This window comes from Streptomyces sp. SID8352, assembly GCF_009862265.1.
Lineage (GTDB): Bacteria > Actinomycetota > Actinomycetes > Streptomycetales > Streptomycetaceae > Streptomyces.
Window position 1 is genome coordinate 1 of record NZ_WWGX01000111.1, and the last position, 18075, is coordinate 18075.

The following is an 18075-nucleotide window of genomic DNA, read 5'->3' on the forward strand; positions in this document are numbered from 1 at the left end:
GGGCGTCGGTGCCGTGCAGGTCGTCGTCCTCGACATGGACCGCCTTGTCCGCGCCCATCGACAGCGCCTTGCGCAGGGCGTCCCTCGCGTCCTCCGGGCCCATCGTGAGGACGGTGATCTCCACATCGTCACCCGCCTCCCGACGGGCTTCCGCGATCTGGAGGGCCTGCTCGACCGCNTACTCGTCCAGCTCCGAGAGCAGACCGTCCACATCGTCGCGGTCGACGGTCAGGTCATCGGCGAAGCCCCGCTCGCCAGTCGCGTCGGGCACGTACTTCACGGTGACGAGGATCTTCACGCGTCCACACCTCCACGCTTGACGAGCTGGCTTGCGATGACGTTCCGCTGGATCTCGTTGGTGCCCTCACCGACGATCATCAACGGGGCGTCACGGAAATAGCGTTCGACGTCGAACTCCGTCGAATAGCCGTAACCGCCGTGGATCCGGACGGCGTTGAGCGCGATCTGCATGGCGGTCTCGGAGGCGAACAGCTTCGCCATCCCCGCTTCCATGTCGACCCGGCGGCCAGCCTCCGCCTCCCGGGCGGCGTACAGGGTCAGCTGACGGGCGGCCGTGAGCGAGGTGGCCATGTCCGCGAGGTAGTTTCCGACGGACTGGTGCTGCCAGATGGGCTTGCCGAACGACTCCCGCTCCTGGGCGTAGGCGAGTGAGTCCTCCAGCGCGGCGCGGCCGACGCCGAGAGCACGGGCGGCGACCTGAAGACGTCCGGTCTCCAGTCCCTTCATCATCTGGCTGAAGCCCTTGCCCTCGACCGCGCCGAGCAGGGCGTCGGCCGGCGCCCTGTAGCCGTCGAAGGCCAGTTCACAGCTCTCCACGCCCTTGTAGCCGAGCTTGGGCAGGTCGCGGGAGACGGTGAGGCCGGGTCCGTGTTCAACGAGCAGGATCGAGATGCCCCGGTGGGTGGGGCTGGCATCCGGGTCGGTCTTGCACAGCAGGGCGATCAGGCCGGAGCGCCGGGAGTTGGTGATCCAGGTCTTCGATCCGTTGACCACGTAGCCGTCGCCATCGGTGCTCCTGCGGGCGACCGTGCGCATGGCCTGGAGATCCGAGCCGCCGGCCGGCTCGGTGAGCGCCATGGTCGCGCGGACCTCACCCGTGGCCAGCTTCGGCAGCCAGCGGCTCTTCTGCTCCTCGGTGCCGAAGAGCGCGAGGAGCTTGGCGACCACCGTGTGGCCGCCCATCGCGCCGGCGAGGCTCATCCAGCCGCGCGCCAGTTCCTCGGTGACCAGGACGTAACAGGGCACGGAGACCGGGGTGCCGCCGTACTCCTCAGGGACGGCGAGGCCGTAGATGCCGAGCCGCTTCATCCGCTCGATCAGGTCCTCGGGGTAGACGTTGCCGTGCTCCAGTTCCTGGACGACCGGTTTCACCTCCTTGTCGACGAACTCCTGGACGGTCTTGACGATGAACTGTTCGTCCTCGGAGAGGATGTCCAGAGTGCCCATGCCTTCTTGCTCCTGGAAAGTAGTGAGTGGGAGTGGGAGTCGGTGTCGGTGTGGCGGACGTGGTGCCACGGGGAGCCGCGGGGGTTTCAGATGACGCCGTCGGTACGCAGGCGCTCGATCTCGGCCGTGCCGTATCCCAGCTCGCCGAGGATGCTCTCCGTGTGTTCCCCCTCGGAGGGCACAGGGCCCATACGCGGGGGGATTCCGGCCAGATCGGCCGGGGGCACGAGCGCGGGGATCGTCGTCCCTCCGGGAATCCGTACGTCCTGCCAGCGGCCGCGCCCTTCGAGCACGGGATGGGCCAGGAAGTCGTCGATGTCGTTGACGCCGGAGTTGGCGATACCCGCACCGTCCAGGAGCGTCATCGCCTCGCCGCTGTCGAGCCGGCTGAAGCGTTCGCCGATGATCCCGTTCAGCTGGTCCCGGTGGGCCACCCGGTCGGACATGGTGGCGAAGCGCTTGTCCTCGATGAGATCGGGCCGCCGGAGGAACCGCTCGCACAGGGCGGCCCACTCCCGCTCGTTCTGCACCGTGAACAGCACGGCCCTGCCGTCCGCCGCGGGGTAGGCGCCGTACGGGGCGATGGTCGCGTGCTGGGTGCCGATGCGGGGCGGCTGTGTGCCTCCGTGACGGGTGTAGTGGGCAGGCTGGCTGACCCACTCGGCCAGTGCCTCGAACAGGGACACCTCCACGGCTCGGGCCTCTCCCGTGGTCGCCCGCTTGAACAGAGCGGTGAGGATGCCCGAGTAGGCGTACATCCCGGCCGAGATGTCGGCGATCGACACGCCGACGCGTGCGGCGCCGTGTTCGTTGCCCGTCAGTGACACGAGGCCCGTTTGGCACTGCACCAGCAGGTCGTACGCCTTCCGATCGGCCCAGGGGCCCGTGGTTCCGTAGCCGGAGATGGTGCAGGGGATCAAGGAGGGGAAGCGTTCGCCGAGGGCGTCCGGGCTCAGGCCCATGCGGGCGGCGGCGCCGGGGGCGAGGTTCTGGACGAACACGTCGGCCTCGCCCAGCAGTTGTTCCAGAATCGCCCGGCCGGCCTCCGACTTCAGGTCGAGCGTCACGGATTCCTTGGAACGGTTGAGCCACACGAAATAGCTCGACTGGCCGTGGACGGTCGTGTCATAGCGGCGGGCGAAGTCGCCGCCGCCGGGGCGCTCCACTTTGATCACCCGGGCGCCCAGGTCGGCGAGCTGGCGGGTGGCGAACGGAGCTGCCACCGCCTGCTCGATGCTGACGACGGTGATGCCGGCGAACGGCAGGTCTTCACGGCGCTCGGCCATTGAGTCACTCCTGGGAAGTGCAGAACGTGGCACAATCATGAGACGTAATGGTGAGCTATGAGAAATAGAATTTGTTGATGGCCGTATACGTGCTCCGGATGGCGGCCGAAGAGACGGCGACGGCGAGGACGACATGGACATCAAGCAGCTCAGGGCGATCGTCACGGTGGCTGAGGTCGGCAGCGTGACGCGGGCAGCGGAACTGCTGCACCTGGTCCAGCCCGCTGTCACCCGGCAGATCCGCACCTTGGAGGAGGAACTCGGCACGTCCCTCTTCGAGCGGACGGGTCAGGGAATGCGCCTGACCGAGGCCGGATCAGTCATGGTGGACCGCGCACGGCGGGCCCTGGCGGAGTTGGAGCGGGCCCGGGCCGAGGTGCAGCCCACCCCCGGCAGGGTGACGGGCATCGTCACCCTCGGACTCCTGTCGAGCACGACCGATCTTCTGGCCGAGCCGCTCGTGTCGGCGGTCGCCCGCCGTCACCCCGACGTCAGGCTCCGACTGCTGACGGCCTACTCGGGGCATCTCCAGCAATGGCTGGACGACGGGGACCTGGACCTGACGCTCCTCTACAACCTGGCCAGCACACCCTCCCTCAACGCCCGTCCGCTGGTCCGGGAGCGGCTGTGGGCCGTGGCCCCGGCCTCCGCCGGTCTGCGCGACGACCGCCCGGTCCCCTTCGCGCAGGTGGGGCAGAACCCCCTGGTGATGCCGACGCCGGGACACGCCCTGCGCAACCTGATCGACGCGGCGGCCGCGCGCGCCGGAGCCGACTTGAACGTCATCGCGGAGACCAACTCGATGCGGGTGCAGAAGCGCCTTGTGCGCGCGGGGCACGGCTGGACGGTACTGCCGGGTCTGGGGATCGCGGAGGACGCCAGGCGCGGCACGGTCAGTGCCGCGCCGTTGAGCGAGCCCGAGGTGCGTCGCTCCATCGTGCTGTGCGCGCCCAGGTTCCAGCGCACACCGCCGGCCGTGAAGGTCGTCGCGCAGGAACTGGTGCGGCAGATCGAGTCCGCCGTGGAGCTGGGGAAGTGGCCATCGGCCGAACTGTCCGCGGGGGACGGCCCCGACGACTCCCGGCGGCCGTGAGGGCGGACTCCGGACCTCCGGTGTGGAGGCCGGTGCCGTCATGCGGACAGGTCATACTCGGATCACAATTTTCTATTTCCTCATCGTGAACATCAGGGATCATGATGAAGGGGCCGGCCTGCCGAGGCTCCGTGCTCCGCGCAGGCCCTGACCACCCGCTGCAGGAATCGTCCCCACTCACGCCCGGAGGCTCCCGATGCCACCTCCTTCCCCCGCCCGTCCCGGGAATCCGACGCTCGGCTCGTATGTGGAGACGTGGGATCCCTCTCCGGTGATGGACGAGGACACGCTGCACACGGGGCCGGTTGCGGCGCTCTCCGCGGTACTGGACCTCCCCGAGCCCGTCGCCGGGGCGGGCGACCCGCTTCCACCGCTGTGGCACTGGCTGTACTTCCTCAACTGGCCGGCCCGGAGTGAACTCGGCCCCGACGGCCACCCGCTGCACGGACACTTCCTCCCGCCCGTGCCGGCCCGGCAGCGCATGTGGGCCGGTGGCCGATGCGAGATCACCGAACCGCTCCGCCTCGGCAGACCCACCGAGCGCGTCAGCAGCCTGAGCGCGGTGACCGTCAAGCACGGCCGCACCGGGGAGATGCTCTTCGTCACCGAGCGGCGCGAGTTCCGGCAGGACGGGCGCATCCGCCTCGTCGAGGAACAGGACATCGTCTACCGCTCCGGGCGCAGCAAGGGCCGGCATCCCGAGGTGCTCGACGAAACCGGCATCCCCGAGTCCGGCGCGCAGTGGCGGCTTCCGTACCACCCCGACACGCGCCTGTTGTTCCGCTTCAGCGCTCTGACCGCGAACACGCACCGCATCCACTACGACGCCCCGTACTGCCGCGAGGAGGAGGGCTACCCGGCCCCCGTCGTCCACGGCCCGCTGCTCGCGCTGCTGATGCTCGAACTGCCCCGCCTGCACGCGCCGACACGCCAGATCCGCGCCCACTCCTACCGGCTCCGGCACCCGGTCTTCACCGGCGAGCACTTCGCGCTCCACGGCACCCCGACCGGCGACGGCGCCCGACTGAGCGTTGCCACCCACCGCCGGGCGCAGCACGCCACCTCCGAGGTGATCTTCGCTTGACCGCCGCCCGCGATCGCATCGCCACCGCCAGGAACCTGCTCTTCGTGCCGGGCAGCCGGCCCGACCGCTTCGACAAGGCGTCGGCCTCCGGGGCCGACCTGGTCATCATCGACCTTGAGGACGCCGTCGCCCCGGACGACAAGGAGACCGCCCGCGAACACGCCAGCGCCTGGCTCGCGCAGGGCAACCAGGCTGTCGTACGGATCAACGCACGGGGGACACCCTGGTCGGAAGCCGACCTGGACACGGCCGTGGAACACGGTTGCCCCGTCATGGTGCCGAAGGCCGAGAACCCCGCTGAGCTAGCCGGGGTTGCCGCCCGTGCGGCAGGGCGCTGCGATCTGATCGCCCTGATCGAGACGGCTCTCGGCGTGGAACGGGCCCGCGAAGTGTGCGCCACCACCGGAGTCGTCCGCGCCGCCTTCGGGAACGTGGACCTCGCCGCGCAGCTCGGCGTCGCCCACGACGATCACGCCGCCCTGGCCTACTCCCGCTCCCGCGTCGTCGTCGCCTCCGCGGCCGCCGGAATCGCCCCTCCGATCGACGGTGTCAGCACCGCCGTACGGGACATCGACGTGCTCCGCGTGGACATCGCCCACGCCCGGCGGCTGGGGTTCACCGCGAAGCTCTGCATCCATCCCTCCCAACTGGCGCTCACCGGAGAGCAGTTCGGGCCTTCGCCGCAGGAACTCGACTGGGCCCGCGCCGTCCTCGGCGCCGAGGAGGCCGTCACCACCATCGACGGACAGATGATCGACAGGCCTGTGCTGGAGCGCGCCCGCCGCCTCCTCGCGGCGGCCGGCGAGCCGCACACCCCGCCCTGACGGGCGCCCCCCCGGGCTCTCGCCGAGCCAGGGCGGAGGTGCCCGGCCACCGCGACCCGGCCACGGCGCCGAATCCCTCGATCACCGGCGAGGGGCCGCGCCGAGCGGGGCGCGGGAACAGCCGGGGCGGGCGACCCGCGCGGCGAGGCCCACCGTGGATACGGTCCGGGGAGCACGCGGATGGCGCCGGGCAGCACGGCGACAGGGGATCAGCGTCCGTCGTCCCGCAGGGCGCGGACGTACCGGCCGGGCGTCTGCCCGTACTCCTTCGTGAACGCCACGACGAAGGCCGACGGGCTCGCGTATCCGACGCGGCGGGCGACCGTGGCGACCGGTTCGCTGCCCAGCAGCACGCGGGCAGCCCGCAGCCGGAGCCCGGTGCGCCAGTGGGTGTACGAGGTGCCGAACTCGCGCAGGAAGTCCCTCTGCAGGCTCTTCACGCTGATGTGGAGCCGTGCGGCCCACTCGTCGAGCCGGGTGGCGTCGCCGGGATCGTGGGACATCAGCCGCGTGACGGCCAGCGCGTGGCCGAGACCGAGGGCGCGCGGATCGGCGACGTCCTCAGGGGAGGGATGAAGGTCCGCCAGGATCCGCTGCCGCGCGATGAGCGCCTCGCTCTCCCCGAAGCCGGGGGAGGCGATCGTCTCAATGAGCCGGGCCGCCTCCCCTCCGACGGTCACGGGGCCGATGCGCAGTTCGGCCAGTGCTTCGGGCACCTGGCGCAGACAGATCCGGTACACGGTCTGCCGGTCGGCGGCCCGCACCTCGTGGGCGACGGCGCGCTCGGACCACAACGCCTCCTGCGGTCCCACGAAGCCGCTGTGCCGACCGTACGCGGTCGACAGCACGCCGTCCGGCGACCAGTAGAGCTGATGGAGGAAGTCCTGGCGGCTCGTGCCGAACTCCAGGGCCCCGGCGGAGCGGTACCGCAGCACGAGGATGCCGGCGGGGTCGCCGAGGCCGTAGGCGTACTCGTCGCAGCGGGCAGGATCCGTACCGCTGGGTCCTGTGATCGACATGAGGTGACCTCTCATCGACATCAAAAGGATTTTAAGTAAGGCTAACCTAACTGGGCAGCCCGGGGTTTCCGGGTGATTCGCCGATATCCGCACCACTTGTGCAGCCCTAAGGAACGCCCTCATGTCCTCTCGCCCCTCGCGCGGTCCGTCACGCGCTCTCATCGCCGGAGCGGCGACGCTCTCGATCGCCCTGCTGGCCGGCTGCGGCACGTCCGGCTCGGGCTCCGGCGGGAAGTCCGGTGACGCGGTCAAGACCCGTGTGTTCGCCGCCGACAACGGCAGTGTCGAGATCCCGGTCGACCCCAAGCGGGTCGTCGCCACCGGCTACGCCGTCCCGGTCCTGATCGAGGCCGGTGCCGATCTGGTCGGCATCTCCACGTGGGACCGGGGCCTGGCGATGATGGACAAGGACGACCTCGCCACCTACAAGGGCCTGAAGAAGGTCGCGGGCGCCCTCGCGGCGGAGACGAACTACGAGGCCATCGCGAGCACCAAGCCGGACCTCATCGTCATCGGCGTGCCCAAGCCGGTCATGGCCGACATCGACGTCAAGCGTCTGGAGTCCATCGCCCCCGTCGTTGCCATCGGCCCCACCGTCCCCTCCGCCTGGCGTGAACTCTCCAAGCGGCAGGCAGACGCCGCGGGCAGGCTCGACCACTTCGAGCAGGGCCGCGCCGCGTACGAGAAGAAGGCGGCCGAGCTGGCCGCGAAGTACGCCGGGGCCCTCAAGGGAGTGGACTTCGGCCATGTCGGGGCCTACGGCGATGTCGCCAAGGGGACCTTCCACCGTGAGTTCGCCCAGTCCTGGGGCACCAACATCGCCCAGGACATCGGAGTGACGTACTACGGCCGGGTGAAGGAGAAGGGAGGCGGCGCGCTCGACGTCAGCGAGTTCCCCTCCATCGAGGAGCTTCCCGCGAGCCTCGGCGACGCGGACGTCATCACCTACACCGTGGAGGACGACGGCTCGGTGAGCGAGCCCGTGCAGTACGTGCTCGACTCCGAACTGTGGAAGAACCTGCCCGCGGTCAAGGCCGGGAAGGTCTTCCCGCTGGCCTTCACGGAAGCCGCCACCTACGCCTCGGCGGTCAAGACGCTCGAAGCCACCGACAAGGCGCTCGCGCCGCTGCTCGACCGATGAGCATCGAACGCCTCAATCCGCGCGAGCGGGTCGCCGCGCACCACCGGTCGGGCAGCGGCACCGTGCGGATCGGCTATCCGATCGGCATACGCACCGTGCCGCTGCTCCGCAAGGAGCAGGTGAGCCCCCGCATGGTGCGGCTCACCCTCGGCGGCCCCTCTCTCAACGGGTTTCACAGCTACCAGGCCGACGATCACGTCATGATCGTCTTCCCCGATCCGGACGGCACCCTCCGGCTCCCGGTCGCCAACGACCGGCTGATGCTCGACTGGCCGCGCCCGCTGCCCACCGCCCGGAAGTACACCGTCCGGCGGTTTGACGCCGAGTCCGGCGAACTGGACCTGGACTTCGTGCTCCATCCGGGCGGAACCGCGTCCGAGTGGGCCCTCGCCGCCGAACCGGGCGATCAGGTCTCGATCGCCGGACCACCGGGAGCGAAGGCGTTCCCGCACACCTACGACCACTATGTCTTCGCGGTCGACGCCACCGCGCTCCCAGCCGCCGCGCGCTGGCTGGAGGAGTCCCCGAGCGGGGTCTCGGCCCACTTCGTGATCGAGACCGAGCACGCGGATGAGCACGCCTATCCGCTCGCCCCGCGCGCCGGGGTGGAGTTCACCCGGCTCGTACGGGAGAGGAACCGCTCCCGTCTCGCGGCCACGGTCGAAGCCCTCGACCTTCCCCCGACGGGCGTGTTCCTGTTCGCCGCAGGCGAGGCGGATGACATCAAACCGCTGCGCGCCTGGGCCAGGGGCCGCCTCGACGCGCTGTTCACCGGGTACTGGAAGCGCGGTGTCGCCGGCCTTGATGACTGATCCACCGGGACGGGTGTACACGCGCTCGTCCACGGGAGCACCGGGGGACACGGGCCCTGTCGGTGAGCCGGAACCGTACGGGCCCGCGTCTTCACCGGTCTCCGGGAGCACGGACCGAGCCGGTGGAACGAGGATGTCCGACGGCACCCGGACAGGGGCGTCCCCGCAGGGCGAAGAGGCGCCCCCGCGGGACAGGCCGCCCCTGGGAGAAGCCGTGGCCCTGCCCAGAACCGCGTTCCTGCTCGCCGCTCTCGGTCTGCTCGTCGTCGTCGCGGTCGCGAGTGTGAGCATGGGATCCCACACGGTCCCGCCCGGCGAGGTGTGGCGGGCCTTCACCGGGTATGCCGGCACGGACGACCATCTGATCGTCCGCGGCATCCGGGTGCCCAGGACGATCCTGGGGATCTGCGCGGGCGCGGCCCTCGCCGCCGCGGGCGCGCTGATGCAGACACTGACCCGTAACCCGCTGGCCGAGCCGGGCATCCTCGGAGTGACCGCCGGAGCCGGGTTCGCCATCACGCTCGGCACCGTGTTCGGGCTCGCGGGCTCCCAGGCCGCACAACTGGGGCTCGCGCTCATCGGTTCGCTGCTCGCCGCTCTCGTGGTCCAGGCCGTCGGCCGGACGGCTCCGCTGCGGCTGGTCCTCGCGGGCGTCGCTCTCAGCTCCGTACTCGCGGGGATCTCCCTGGGGCTGCGGCTGACGCTGCCGGACGCCTTCGACCACTTCCGGTTCTGGGCCGTCGGCTCGCTGGCGGGCCGCGAACAGCTCCCGCTCACGCTGCCGGCAGTGACGATCGTCGTGGCCCTGGTCTGCGCGATGGCGCTCACCCGGCCGCTGAACGCCCTGTCGCTCGGGGAGGACGTGGCCCACGCGCTCGGCATCCATGTCGTGCGCTCCCGGCTCGCCGTACTCGCCGTCATCACCCTGCTCGCGGGCGCGGCGACGGCCGTGGCCGGACCGATCGCCTTTCTTGGCCTGATGGTCCCGCACCTGGTCCGGCGGCCGGCCGGCGGATCGGTGCCGTGGCTGATGGCGTATTCCATGGTCCTGGGGCCGGTCCTGCTGCTGGTTTCGGACATCGCGGCACGGGTGCTGCTCACGACCGGTGAGGTGCCCGTGTCCGTCGTGACCGCGTTCGTCGGCGCTCCGGTGCTCATCTGGAGCGCCCACCGCCATGGGGCGGAGGCACTGTGACACGCACGAACCCTCCCTTGACGGCCCTTTCCCCCGACACCCCCGCCCCTTCCGCGCACGAGGAGTCCCGTACGCCGTTCGGCCTCGAACGGCGTACGGTCCTGGGCGCGAGCGCGCTCCTCGGGGTGCTGCTGGTGCTCTTCGTGGCCGGACTCTGCCGGGGCGACACCTGGAGCACCCCGGCAGAGGCACTGAGCGCGCTCGCCGGGCAGGGGGAATCGGTGATCGTCGTCCGCGAATGGCGGCTGCCCCGCACCACCGCCGCCGGTGTCTTCGGCGCGCTGCTGGGCTGCGCGGGAGCCGTCTTCCAGAATCTCACCCGTAACGCGCTCGGCAGCCCGGACGTGATCGGCCTCGACACCGGGGCGTACACCGGCGCGCTGGTCTCGATCACGGTCCTCGGTGGAACCTCCGCCCAGCTCGCCCTCGGCTCGGTCGCGGGCGGGCTGCTCACGGCGACGGTCATCCTGCTGCTGTCACTGCGGTCCGGACTCAGCGGCCTGCGGCTCATCGTGATCGGCATCGGTGTGAACGCGATGCTCACCGCCCTCAACGCCTGGATCGTGCTCCGGGCCGAGCTGGACGTCGCCCTCGCCGTGTCCGGCTGGGGCGCGGGCTCCCTCAACGGGATCGGCTGGGACGACCTGACCCTCCCGCTGGCCATCGCCGCGGCGCTCGCGACCCTGCTCGCCACCGTGTCCCGCGCCATGCACCAGACCGGGCTCGGCGACGACCTCGCGGTCACCACGGGAGTCAGCCTGAACCGTCACCGGCTCCTGACGATCGCGGCGGGGGTCTGCTGCACCGCCACCGTGACCGCGGTCGCCGGTCCGATCGCGTTCATCGCGCTCGCCGCGCCGCAGATCGGACGACGCCTCACCAGAGCGCCCGGAGTGCCGCTGGCACCGGCGGCGCTGACCGGCGCGGTGCTGCTCCTGGCCGCCGATCTGATCGCACAGACCCTGATCGCCCCGATCGCACTGCCGGTCGGCGCGGTGACGACCGCGATCGGCGGTCTCTACCTCCTCTGGCTGCTCATCAAGGAAGTCAACCGCCCGTGACCGAGTCCGACGTCCCGACCGAATCCCCTGCCCCGACCGAATCCGATGTCCCGGCCGAATCCCCGACGGCGCCCCGAACGGCAGCCTCGACCGGCACCGGGACACCTGCCGCCGGAGCGCGGCTGACGGCGCGTGACATCACCCTCGCCTACGGCGACCGGACGATCTCCACCCACCTCACCCTGGACATCCCGGACGGCGCGTTCACCGCCATCGTCGGCGCCAACGCCTCCGGGAAGTCGACCCTCCTCCGCGCCTTCGTCCGGCTGCTCAAGCCGTCAGCCGGCGCGGTGTTCCTCGACGGTCGCGCGATGGAGACGTACCAGCCGAAGGCGCTCGCCCGGCAGATCGGCTTCCTTCCGCAGGAACTCACGGCCCCGGAGAGCCTGCTGGTACGGCAGCTCGTCGCGCGTGGACGCTTCCCGCACCGTTCGGCGTTCTCCGTCACGACGGCCGCCGACGCCCGGGCCGTACGGGAGGCGATGGCGGCGGCCGGGGTGACCGAGCTGGCGGACCGCCCGGTCGCGCGGCTCTCCGGGGGCCAGCGCCAGCGGGTCTGGATCGCGATGGCGCTGGCGCAGGAGACGCCGTATCTGCTGCTCGACGAGCCGACGACGTACCTGGACCTCGCCCATCAGTACCAACTGCTGTCGCTGCTCGCCACGCTGCGCGACAGCGGTCGCACCGTCATCGCGGTGCTCCATGACATCAACCAGGCATGCCGGTTCGCCGACCACCTCGTGGCCATGAGGGACGGCCGCGTCCATGCGGAGGGCCCGCCGGCGGACATCGTGGACACGGTTCTGATCGAGGAAGTCCTCGGACTGCCGAACCTGATCGTCCCGGACCCGGTGACCGGGACTCCACTCGTGATCCCCGGGCTGTCGCGCGACCCGGCCGCCCCGAGCCGCGCCTGATCACCTGCGGCGGCACCTTCGACCGGGCGCCGGGCGCCCGCACGACGAACGTGGTGGTCGCCGCCTGCCCGACGGGCACCGCCGGCGGGACGTTCCGCCAACGGGGCACGCCGGGGTGGCCGGGGCGCGGATCTCAGGCCGCCGCCCCCATCGCCAGCACCGACGTCTGGCTCCCGAAGGCGAACGACATGGACACCGCGAGATCGAACGAGGTGTCGCGGGCGCCCTCCGCCACGTGGTCGTGGTCGCACTCCGGGTCGGGCGTCGTCAGATTGGCAGTCGGCGCCAGCCGCTGGTGGTGCAGCATCAAAGCGGTGGAGGCGGCGTTGATGATCCCGGCCAGGCCGAAGGTGTGCCCGTAGATCGGCTTGTTGGAGCTGATCGGGGGCAACGCCCCGAGGCCGCGGCCGGGATACAGCGCGCGCAGGGCCCGGCTCTCGGCGAGGTCGTTGTAACGGGTCGCGGTCCCGTGGGCGCAGAAGTAGCCCACCTCGTCCGGGCGACGCCCGGCCTCCTCCAGGGCCTCCACCACCAGACCGGCGGTGACCTTGCCGGTCAGATCCATGGTGGTGGGGTGGCCGGCCTCGTTCATCGAGGCGTGGGCGAGGACACGGGCGTACACCCGGGCCCCGCGCCGCAGCGCGGTCGACTCCCGTTCCAGACACAGCACCACGGAGCCCTCGCCGAGGGCGAACCCCTCGCGGTCGGCGCTGTAGGGGCGCACCGCGCGGGACGGGTCCTCGGACTCCGTGGAGAGCACACCGCTGCCCAGCGCCCGGTAGCAATGCGCCACCTCGGGCAGGATGGGGAACTCGTGGCCGCCGACCAGGACGGCGTCGCTGCCGCCCGTCCGCAGCTCCCGCAGGGCCAGGCCGATGGCCTGGTGGCCGCCGACGCAGGCGTTGCTGACCGTCGTGACGAGGCCCCGCGCCCCGGTGTGGATGGCGGCCAGGCTGGCCGGGGTGCCGGGCAGCCCGCGGAACATGGCGCCCTTGTCGTCGTACGCCGTCGGGTCCTCGCCGCGCAGCACCGGCTGCCACCAGGAGAGCGGGCCGCGCGACGAGGAGAAGACCACGCTGAGCCGCCGAGGATCGACATCCCCCTGGCCCAGGCCCGCGTCGTCGCGGGCCTGGACGAGCGCGGACATCGCGATCAGGATCTCCCGGCTGTACTTGCGGGCGTGGGAGGGGTCGAGGCCGGGCAGGCGGGCGGTGTGGTCGAAGTCGCGTATCTCGGCCGCCGCGTGCACGGGCAGCCCCTCGGCGGGACCGTCGAACCGGGTGAGGGCCCCGATCTGGGAGCGCCCGCCCGAGACGTGCCGCCAGAATTCCGCGGGCGATCCGGTACCGGGCAGCATGGTGCCCATCCCGGTGATGACGACGGGGTCGTCGGCAGGTCGGTCAGGCATCGTCGGAAACTCCTTGCCGCGCGGGATCACTGTGTGTCTCCCGCGCCGGACCGGTGGGGGTCGGACGTCCGTAGGTGAGGGCCGCGACGGCGACGGCGACGGCCGCGAGGACGAAGGCGGGCACGGCGGTCGACCCGGGGCCCCAGGTGTTGACGAGGAGGCCGCCGACCGCACCGCCGATGGCGATGCCCAGATACAGGGCGGAGCTGTTGAGCGCCACGGTGAAGGGGCCGCTCGCCTCGCTGAACGAAAGCAGCCGGTGCTGCTGGGGCACGAGGTACATCCATCCCGTGGCGCCCCAGACGAACAGTGCGACACCGGCCCCGATCAGGGACCCGGACCACAGCGGCAGCAGGGCCAGGTCCACCGCCATGCCGCCGACGGCGAGCAGGAGCACCGCCCGGTTTCCCAGCCGGTCGGTGGCGATCCCGGCGATGGCGTTGCCCGCGACGGCGCCGACGCCGAAGACGAACAGCAGCACCGACAGCGCCCGTCCGCCGTGGGTGGCGTCCTGGAGCACCGGGCCGATGTACGTGTAGACCACGTGCTCGGAGGTGACGGCGAGGAGGGTGACCGACAGGGTGATCAGGACGGCCGGGTTGCGCAGGCCCGCGAGCCGTTCGGCCAGCGGGTGCCTGCCCGCGGGCTCCAGCCTGGGCAGCATCAGGACCCCCGGCAGCGCGACCGCGCCCAGCGCGGCGACCGCCCACAGCGTGGCCCGCCAGCCCGCCAGCCCGCCGATCCAGGTGCCGATCGGCACCCCCAGCGCGGTGGCCATGGTCAGGCCGCCGATGACGATGCCCAGTGCCCGGCCCCTGCGCTCCTCGGGGACCAGGGACGCGGCGGCGGCTGAAGCCTGGGGCGTGTACGAGGCGGCGCCGAGCGCGGCGACGAACCGGCCCGCCGCGACCCATCCGTAGGAGTGGCCCAGGGCGGAGATCACGTTGCCGACGATGAACACCCCCAGCCCGCAGGCCAGTACGGTCCGGCGGGAGAGCCGGCCGGTGATCGTGGCGCTGACCGGGGCGGACAGCGCGTACGTCAGGGAGAACACGGTGATCAGCTGACCGGCGGCACCGGGGGAGACATGGAGGCCGTCCGCGATCTCCGGCAGCACACCGGCGATCACGAACGCGTCCGTGCCGATGGCGAAGGCGCCCACCGCGAGCAGCCAGAGCACGGGCGGGGTGGCGTTTTTCACGGGAATCCTTGAGATCTTGTGTTCAGGATCGGCCGCGGCCCCGGCACGAGAACCGTTTCGGAACTCATGCCGGGGCGACGGCCGTCGGCCGGTGCGATCAGCGGCTGCGGGGAAGACCGGCCGTCGACCACACGGTGTCGAGCGCCTCGATGAACGCCCGGACGTCCTCGGCCGTATGACGGGAGGTGGGCGTGACGCGCAGCCGCTCGGTGCCCTCGGGCACGGTCGGCGCGTTCACCGGCTGGACGTAGATGCCGTGGTCGCCCAGGAGCAGCGCGCTGACCTGCTTGTTGCGGTGCGGGTCGCCGACGAGCACCGGGACCACATGGCTGTCCCGCGAGATGACCGGGATGCCCCGCGCGGCCAGTCCCTCCTTCAGCTCCGACGCGCGCGCCCGCAGCAGGTCCCGCTGGGTGGAGTCGTGGCGGACCAGACGCAGCGCGGACAGCGCGCCGGCCACCAGCGGCGCCGGGGCGGAGGTGCTGAAGACGAACGGGGCCGCGAAGGTCCGCACGCTGTCGATGACCGGGGCCGGCCCGGCGATGTAACCACCGGCCCCGCCGAGCCCCTTGCCGAAACCGCCCTGGAAGACGGTGATCCGGTCGCGGACGCCCTGCTCCTCCGCGTGGCCGGAGCCCTCCTCGCCGTAGATGCCGACCGAGTGGATCTCGTCCAGGTAGGTCAGGGCGCCGAACTCCTCGGCGACGTCCACGATCTCCCGGATCGGGGAGAAGTCGCCCTCCATGGAGTACAGGGACTCGAAGGCGATCAGCTTGGGCGCCTCCGGGTCCGTCTCCTCCAGCAGCTTGCGCAGGTGACCCGTGTCGTTGTGGCGGAAGATCCTCTTCTGCGCGCCGCTGTTGCGGACGCCCTGGATGATCGACGCGTGGTTCAGCTCGTCGGAGAAGATCACCAGATCGGGTATGCGCCGCCCCAGCACCGACAGGGTGGCGTCGTTGGCCGCGAAGCCGGTGCTGAACAGCAGCGCCCGCTCCTTGCGGTAGAGCGAGACGAGCTCGGCCTCCAGTTCCTCGTGGAAGGTGCTGGTGCCCGAGATGCTGCGCGCGCCGCCGGTGCCCAGGCCCACGCCGCGCACCGCGTCGGCGACCGCGTCGGTGACCGTCGGGTGGTGGCTCAGCGAGAGGTAGTCGTTGGAGCACCAGACGGTGATCTCGCGCGGACCGTCGGCGGCGTGGAGCACGGCCCGCGGGGCCGTCTCGGCGCGGCGCTCCAGATTCAGGTACGTCCGGTAGCGCCCCTGCTCCTTGGCCGACGCGACGTCCCGGGCGAGGTGTGACAGAGCCTGCATCGGTGGTGTGTCCCTTTCCGGCATGAGGGGTCAGGCCGCGAGCGGGCCGGCGCGCAGCGCGCCGCGGCGCAGTGCGGGGGAGGGGCGGTAGTGCCCGTCCCGGTGTTCGTCGTCGAGGTTCTCCAGCAGGGCGAGGACCGAGGGCAGCCCGATCCGCTCGCCCCAGGCGACCGGCCCCAGCGGGTAGTTGGTGCCCAGGCGCATGGCGGTGTCGATGTCGGCGGCGCTCGCCAGGCCGTCGGCCACCGCGTCCAGCGCGATGTTGACGAGCATGGCGACGGTGCGGAACACCAGCAGCCCCGGGATGTCGTCCACCGTGCTGACGTCCTTGCCCAGCAACTGGAACAGGCCCACCGCGGCGTCCCGCGAGGCCTCGGAGGCTCGCCCGCTCACCGCCAGGGCGGTACGGGAGGAGGTGGCGAAGTCCGGGCTCAGGTCGAAGAGGGCGACCGGACGATCCGTACGCCGGGCGTGCCGGTCGGCCGTACGCCCGTCGGTCAGACGCAGCAGTGTCCCGTCGGGCAGTTCGAACATCCCGTCCAGCGCGCTGCCGGCGGCGGCCGCCACCCGCTCGACGGCGATCCCGGCCGCGACGAGCACGTCCACGAGTCCTCCGGCGGGCCCGGCGTCACCGTGCAGACGCACCAGACGCGGCGGCGGTGCGGACACCGGGGCGCGGGTGTCGGGAGCGGGCCGGGCGGCGCCGGACGCGTGGTCGTAGAACCCTCGGCCCGCCTTGCGGCCGAGGTACCCGGCCTCCACCAGCTTGCGCTGGACGAGGGAGGGGGCGAAGCGCGCGTCGTGGTGGAAGGCGCTCCACACTCCCCGGGTGACCGCTTCGTTGACGTCGTGGCCGATGAGGTCCATCAGCGCGCAGGGGCCCATGGCGAAGCCCCCCGAGCCCGTGAGGACCGCGTCGATGGTGGCCGGTGACGCCGCCCGCTGTTCCCGGGTGCGCAGCGCCTCCCCGTAGAAGGGGCGTGCCACCCGGTTGACGATGAATCCGGGCAGGTCGGCGGAGAGCACCGGGGTCTTTCCCCAGCGTTCCGCGGTCCTGTGCAGGAAACGGGTGGTGCGCTCGGCCGTGGACGGCGCGGAGACCACTTCGACCAGCGCCATCAGGGGAGCCGGATTGAAGAAGTGCAGTCCCGCGAACCGGGCCGGGTTTCGCAGGCCGGCGGCGAGAGCGGTCACGGACAGGGAGGAAGTGTTGGTGACGATGACGGCTTCCTCGCCCACATGCTTCTCGATGTCCGCCAGAAGTGCGGACTTGGCCGCCATGTCCTCCTGCACGGACTCTATGACGAGGCCGGCCGATGCCACTTCCGGTAATTCTTCCGAGGTGGTGAGCCGGTCCAGGGCGGCGAGCGCTTGCTCCTTGTCCAGCCGCCCCTTGTCGACCAGCCGGAGGATGCGGCTCTCGATTTCCTCCCGGCCTCGGCGGGAGTTCTCCGCGCGGCGGGTCAGCAGGAGCACCCGGTGGCCGGCGAGGAGCGCGACCTGGGATATCCCGGCTCCCATGGCACCGGCTCCGACGACGGTCACAAGTCCGTCCGGTTGCTCGTACAACTTCACAGGATTCCTCGGGGGATAGGCTTTACGCTGTGACGTCCGACCTTCTGCGGCAGTACCTTCGGCCAGCGTAATGCACCTGTTCGGCCATGGCCGGGGCGTGCAACACGCCGTTCATGGAGGCTTAATCGAGGGTCGCGGGGGGGTTCGTGAGGCATTGTCGACTTCCTGATGCGGGTGGGGATCGCCCATCGGTCGGCCGTGGAGACCGACGGCATGGGAAACTATTCGACGCCTCGGGCGGGGCGCAGGACTGACCTCCGCGATCAGTGGCAGAACGGGCGCCGCCGAAGGGCCTCTTCGAAAGAAAGGTCGGCCAGTTGGCCGATATCTTTCATGGCGTGTTCTTTTCGGTGGAATGACGGTGGGGTGGCCGTCCGTAGGGGTCTGTTCCCTGGGTGGCGATCGGCTGGCCGCGAGGCGAGCGCGTCGGCGGTGGCCGGATTCCCGCGGTCCGCAGGGCTCCTCGGGGTGCCCGGGAATGGTCCGGAGTCGGCCAAGGGCAGCGGCCCAGCCCGGCAGGTCCGCAGGAACGTCTCTGACGTGCGCCAGTGGCTCTGCCCCGCAGGTCGACCCGTAATTGGTCCGGCGCTGTTTGGCCGTTGGGCATTCCCGCGGGGGATGGGACACGCGGGATGTCGCCGCTTCTCGAAGTCGACCCGCGGGTTGGTGGGGTTCGCGAGGAC

At 71.2% G+C, this 18075-nt stretch carries 15 protein-coding genes and 2 pseudogenes; 9 read left to right on the top strand and 8 right to left on the bottom strand.

The window, feature by feature from the left end; genetic code table 11:
* The 3 genes and pseudogenes from GTY84_RS31725 to GTY84_RS31735 all read right to left on the bottom strand — a co-directional run.
* Positions 1–280 (bottom strand): annotated as a pseudogene (locus GTY84_RS31725) (electron transfer flavoprotein subunit beta); the annotation flags it as partial.
* Between the two features lie 14 nt (positions 281–294).
* Entirely contained in the window at positions 295–1467 is a 1173-nt protein-coding gene (locus GTY84_RS31730; protein ID WP_161229882.1) for an acyl-CoA dehydrogenase family protein, read from the bottom strand.
* 86 nt (positions 1468–1553) lie between these two features.
* A complete protein-coding gene (locus GTY84_RS31735; protein WP_161229883.1) occupies positions 1554–2753 on the bottom strand; it encodes a CaiB/BaiF CoA-transferase family protein in 1200 nt (399 codons plus the stop codon).
* Positions 2754–2886: 133 nt separating this feature from the next.
* Between GTY84_RS31735 and GTY84_RS31740 the strand changes: the two genes are divergently transcribed.
* The 3 genes from GTY84_RS31740 (at position 2887) to GTY84_RS34430 (ending at position 5754) form a co-directional block, all read left to right on the top strand.
* Positions 2887–3846 (top strand): LysR family transcriptional regulator, encoded by a 960-nt coding sequence (locus GTY84_RS31740; protein WP_161229884.1) that lies wholly within the window; start codon positions 2887–2889, stop codon positions 3844–3846.
* Between the two features lie 274 nt (positions 3847–4120).
* A complete protein-coding gene (locus GTY84_RS34425) occupies positions 4121–4930 on the top strand; it encodes a hypothetical protein (RefSeq protein WP_237532881.1) in 810 nt (269 codons plus the stop codon).
* A complete protein-coding gene (locus GTY84_RS34430; protein ID WP_161229886.1) occupies positions 4927–5754 on the top strand; it encodes a CoA ester lyase in 828 nt (275 codons plus the stop codon). The genes GTY84_RS34425 and GTY84_RS34430 overlap by 4 nt, the downstream gene beginning before the upstream one ends.
* 209 nt (positions 5755–5963) lie before the next feature.
* Here GTY84_RS34430 and GTY84_RS31755 read toward each other — a convergent pair whose 3' ends face one another.
* Entirely contained in the window at positions 5964–6794 is an 831-nt protein-coding gene (locus GTY84_RS31755; RefSeq protein ID WP_202552503.1) for an AraC family transcriptional regulator, read from the bottom strand.
* Positions 6795–6894: 100 nt separating this feature from the next.
* Between GTY84_RS31755 and GTY84_RS31760 the strand changes: the two genes are divergently transcribed.
* The 6 genes and pseudogenes from GTY84_RS31760 to GTY84_RS34435 form a co-directional block, all read left to right on the top strand.
* Positions 6895–7914: an ABC transporter substrate-binding protein gene (locus GTY84_RS31760; RefSeq protein WP_161229887.1), complete on the top strand. Its 1020-nt coding sequence runs from the start codon at positions 6895–6897 to the stop codon at positions 7912–7914.
* On the top strand, positions 7911–8726 hold the full coding sequence (locus GTY84_RS31765; protein ID WP_161229888.1) for a siderophore-interacting protein: 816 nt from the start codon (positions 7911–7913) through the stop codon (positions 8724–8726). Before GTY84_RS31760 ends, GTY84_RS31765 begins: the two co-directional genes overlap by 4 nt.
* A 214-nt stretch (positions 8727–8940) precedes the next feature.
* Positions 8941–9921, top strand: coding sequence for an iron chelate uptake ABC transporter family permease subunit (locus GTY84_RS31770; RefSeq protein WP_345943596.1), 981 nt, complete (start codon positions 8941–8943; stop codon positions 9919–9921).
* Between the two features lie 101 nt (positions 9922–10022).
* The gene (locus GTY84_RS31775) at positions 10023–10982 is read left to right on the top strand and encodes an iron chelate uptake ABC transporter family permease subunit (RefSeq protein ID WP_161229931.1); all 960 of its coding nucleotides are present in this window, start codon (positions 10023–10025) and stop codon (positions 10980–10982) included.
* A 122-nt stretch (positions 10983–11104) separates the two neighbouring features.
* Entirely contained in the window at positions 11105–11899 is a 795-nt protein-coding gene (locus GTY84_RS31780) for an ABC transporter ATP-binding protein (RefSeq protein ID WP_161229932.1), read from the top strand.
* Positions 11875–11979, top strand: a pseudogene (locus tag GTY84_RS34435) (class F sortase); the annotation flags it as partial. The gene GTY84_RS31780 and the pseudogene GTY84_RS34435, both read left to right, overlap by 25 nt.
* Before the next feature lie 53 nt (positions 11980–12032).
* On the opposite strand, the gene GTY84_RS31785 reads toward GTY84_RS34435, so the two are convergent.
* The 4 genes from GTY84_RS31785 to GTY84_RS31800 form a co-directional block, all read right to left on the bottom strand.
* Positions 12033–13307, bottom strand: a complete 1275-nt coding sequence (locus GTY84_RS31785) for a beta-ketoacyl-[acyl-carrier-protein] synthase family protein (RefSeq protein ID WP_161229890.1) — start codon at positions 13305–13307, stop codon at positions 12033–12035.
* Entirely contained in the window at positions 13300–14508 is a 1209-nt protein-coding gene (locus GTY84_RS31790) for an MFS transporter (protein ID WP_161229891.1), read from the bottom strand. Before GTY84_RS31790 ends, GTY84_RS31785 begins: the two co-directional genes overlap by 8 nt.
* A gap of 97 nt (positions 14509–14605) precedes the next feature.
* On the bottom strand, positions 14606–15817 hold the full coding sequence (gene hemA / locus GTY84_RS31795) for a 5-aminolevulinate synthase (protein WP_161229892.1): 1212 nt from the start codon (positions 15815–15817) through the stop codon (positions 14606–14608).
* Positions 15818–15847: 30 nt separating this feature from the next.
* Positions 15848–17386, bottom strand: coding sequence for a 3-hydroxyacyl-CoA dehydrogenase (locus GTY84_RS31800; protein ID WP_237532882.1), 1539 nt, complete (start codon positions 17384–17386; stop codon positions 15848–15850).
* Positions 17387–18075: the final 689 nt, after the last annotated feature.

Bases quoted from the DNA above. Each gene is read 5' to 3' on its own strand.
- GTY84_RS34425 (WP_237532881.1), top strand. From the start codon at position 4,121: ATGGACGAGGACACGCTGCACACGGGGCCGGTTGCGGCGCTCTCCGCG.
- GTY84_RS31760 (WP_161229887.1), top strand. From the start codon at position 6,895: ATGTCCTCTCGCCCCTCGCGCGGTCCGTCACGCGCTCTCATCGCCGGA.
- GTY84_RS31765 (WP_161229888.1), top strand. From the start codon at position 7,911: ATGAGCATCGAACGCCTCAATCCGCGCGAGCGGGTCGCCGCGCACCAC.
- GTY84_RS31755 (WP_202552503.1), bottom strand. From the start codon at position 6,794: ATGTCGATGAGAGGTCACCTCATGTCGATCACAGGACCCAGCGGTACG.
- GTY84_RS31740 (WP_161229884.1), top strand. From the start codon at position 2,887: ATGGACATCAAGCAGCTCAGGGCGATCGTCACGGTGGCTGAGGTCGGC.
- hemA (WP_161229892.1), bottom strand. From the start codon at position 15,817: ATGCAGGCTCTGTCACACCTCGCCCGGGACGTCGCGTCGGCCAAGGAG.
- GTY84_RS31785 (WP_161229890.1), bottom strand. From the start codon at position 13,307: ATGCCTGACCGACCTGCCGACGACCCCGTCGTCATCACCGGGATGGGC.
- GTY84_RS31735 (WP_161229883.1), bottom strand. From the start codon at position 2,753: ATGGCCGAGCGCCGTGAAGACCTGCCGTTCGCCGGCATCACCGTCGTC.
- GTY84_RS31730 (WP_161229882.1), bottom strand. From the start codon at position 1,467: ATGGGCACTCTGGACATCCTCTCCGAGGACGAACAGTTCATCGTCAAG.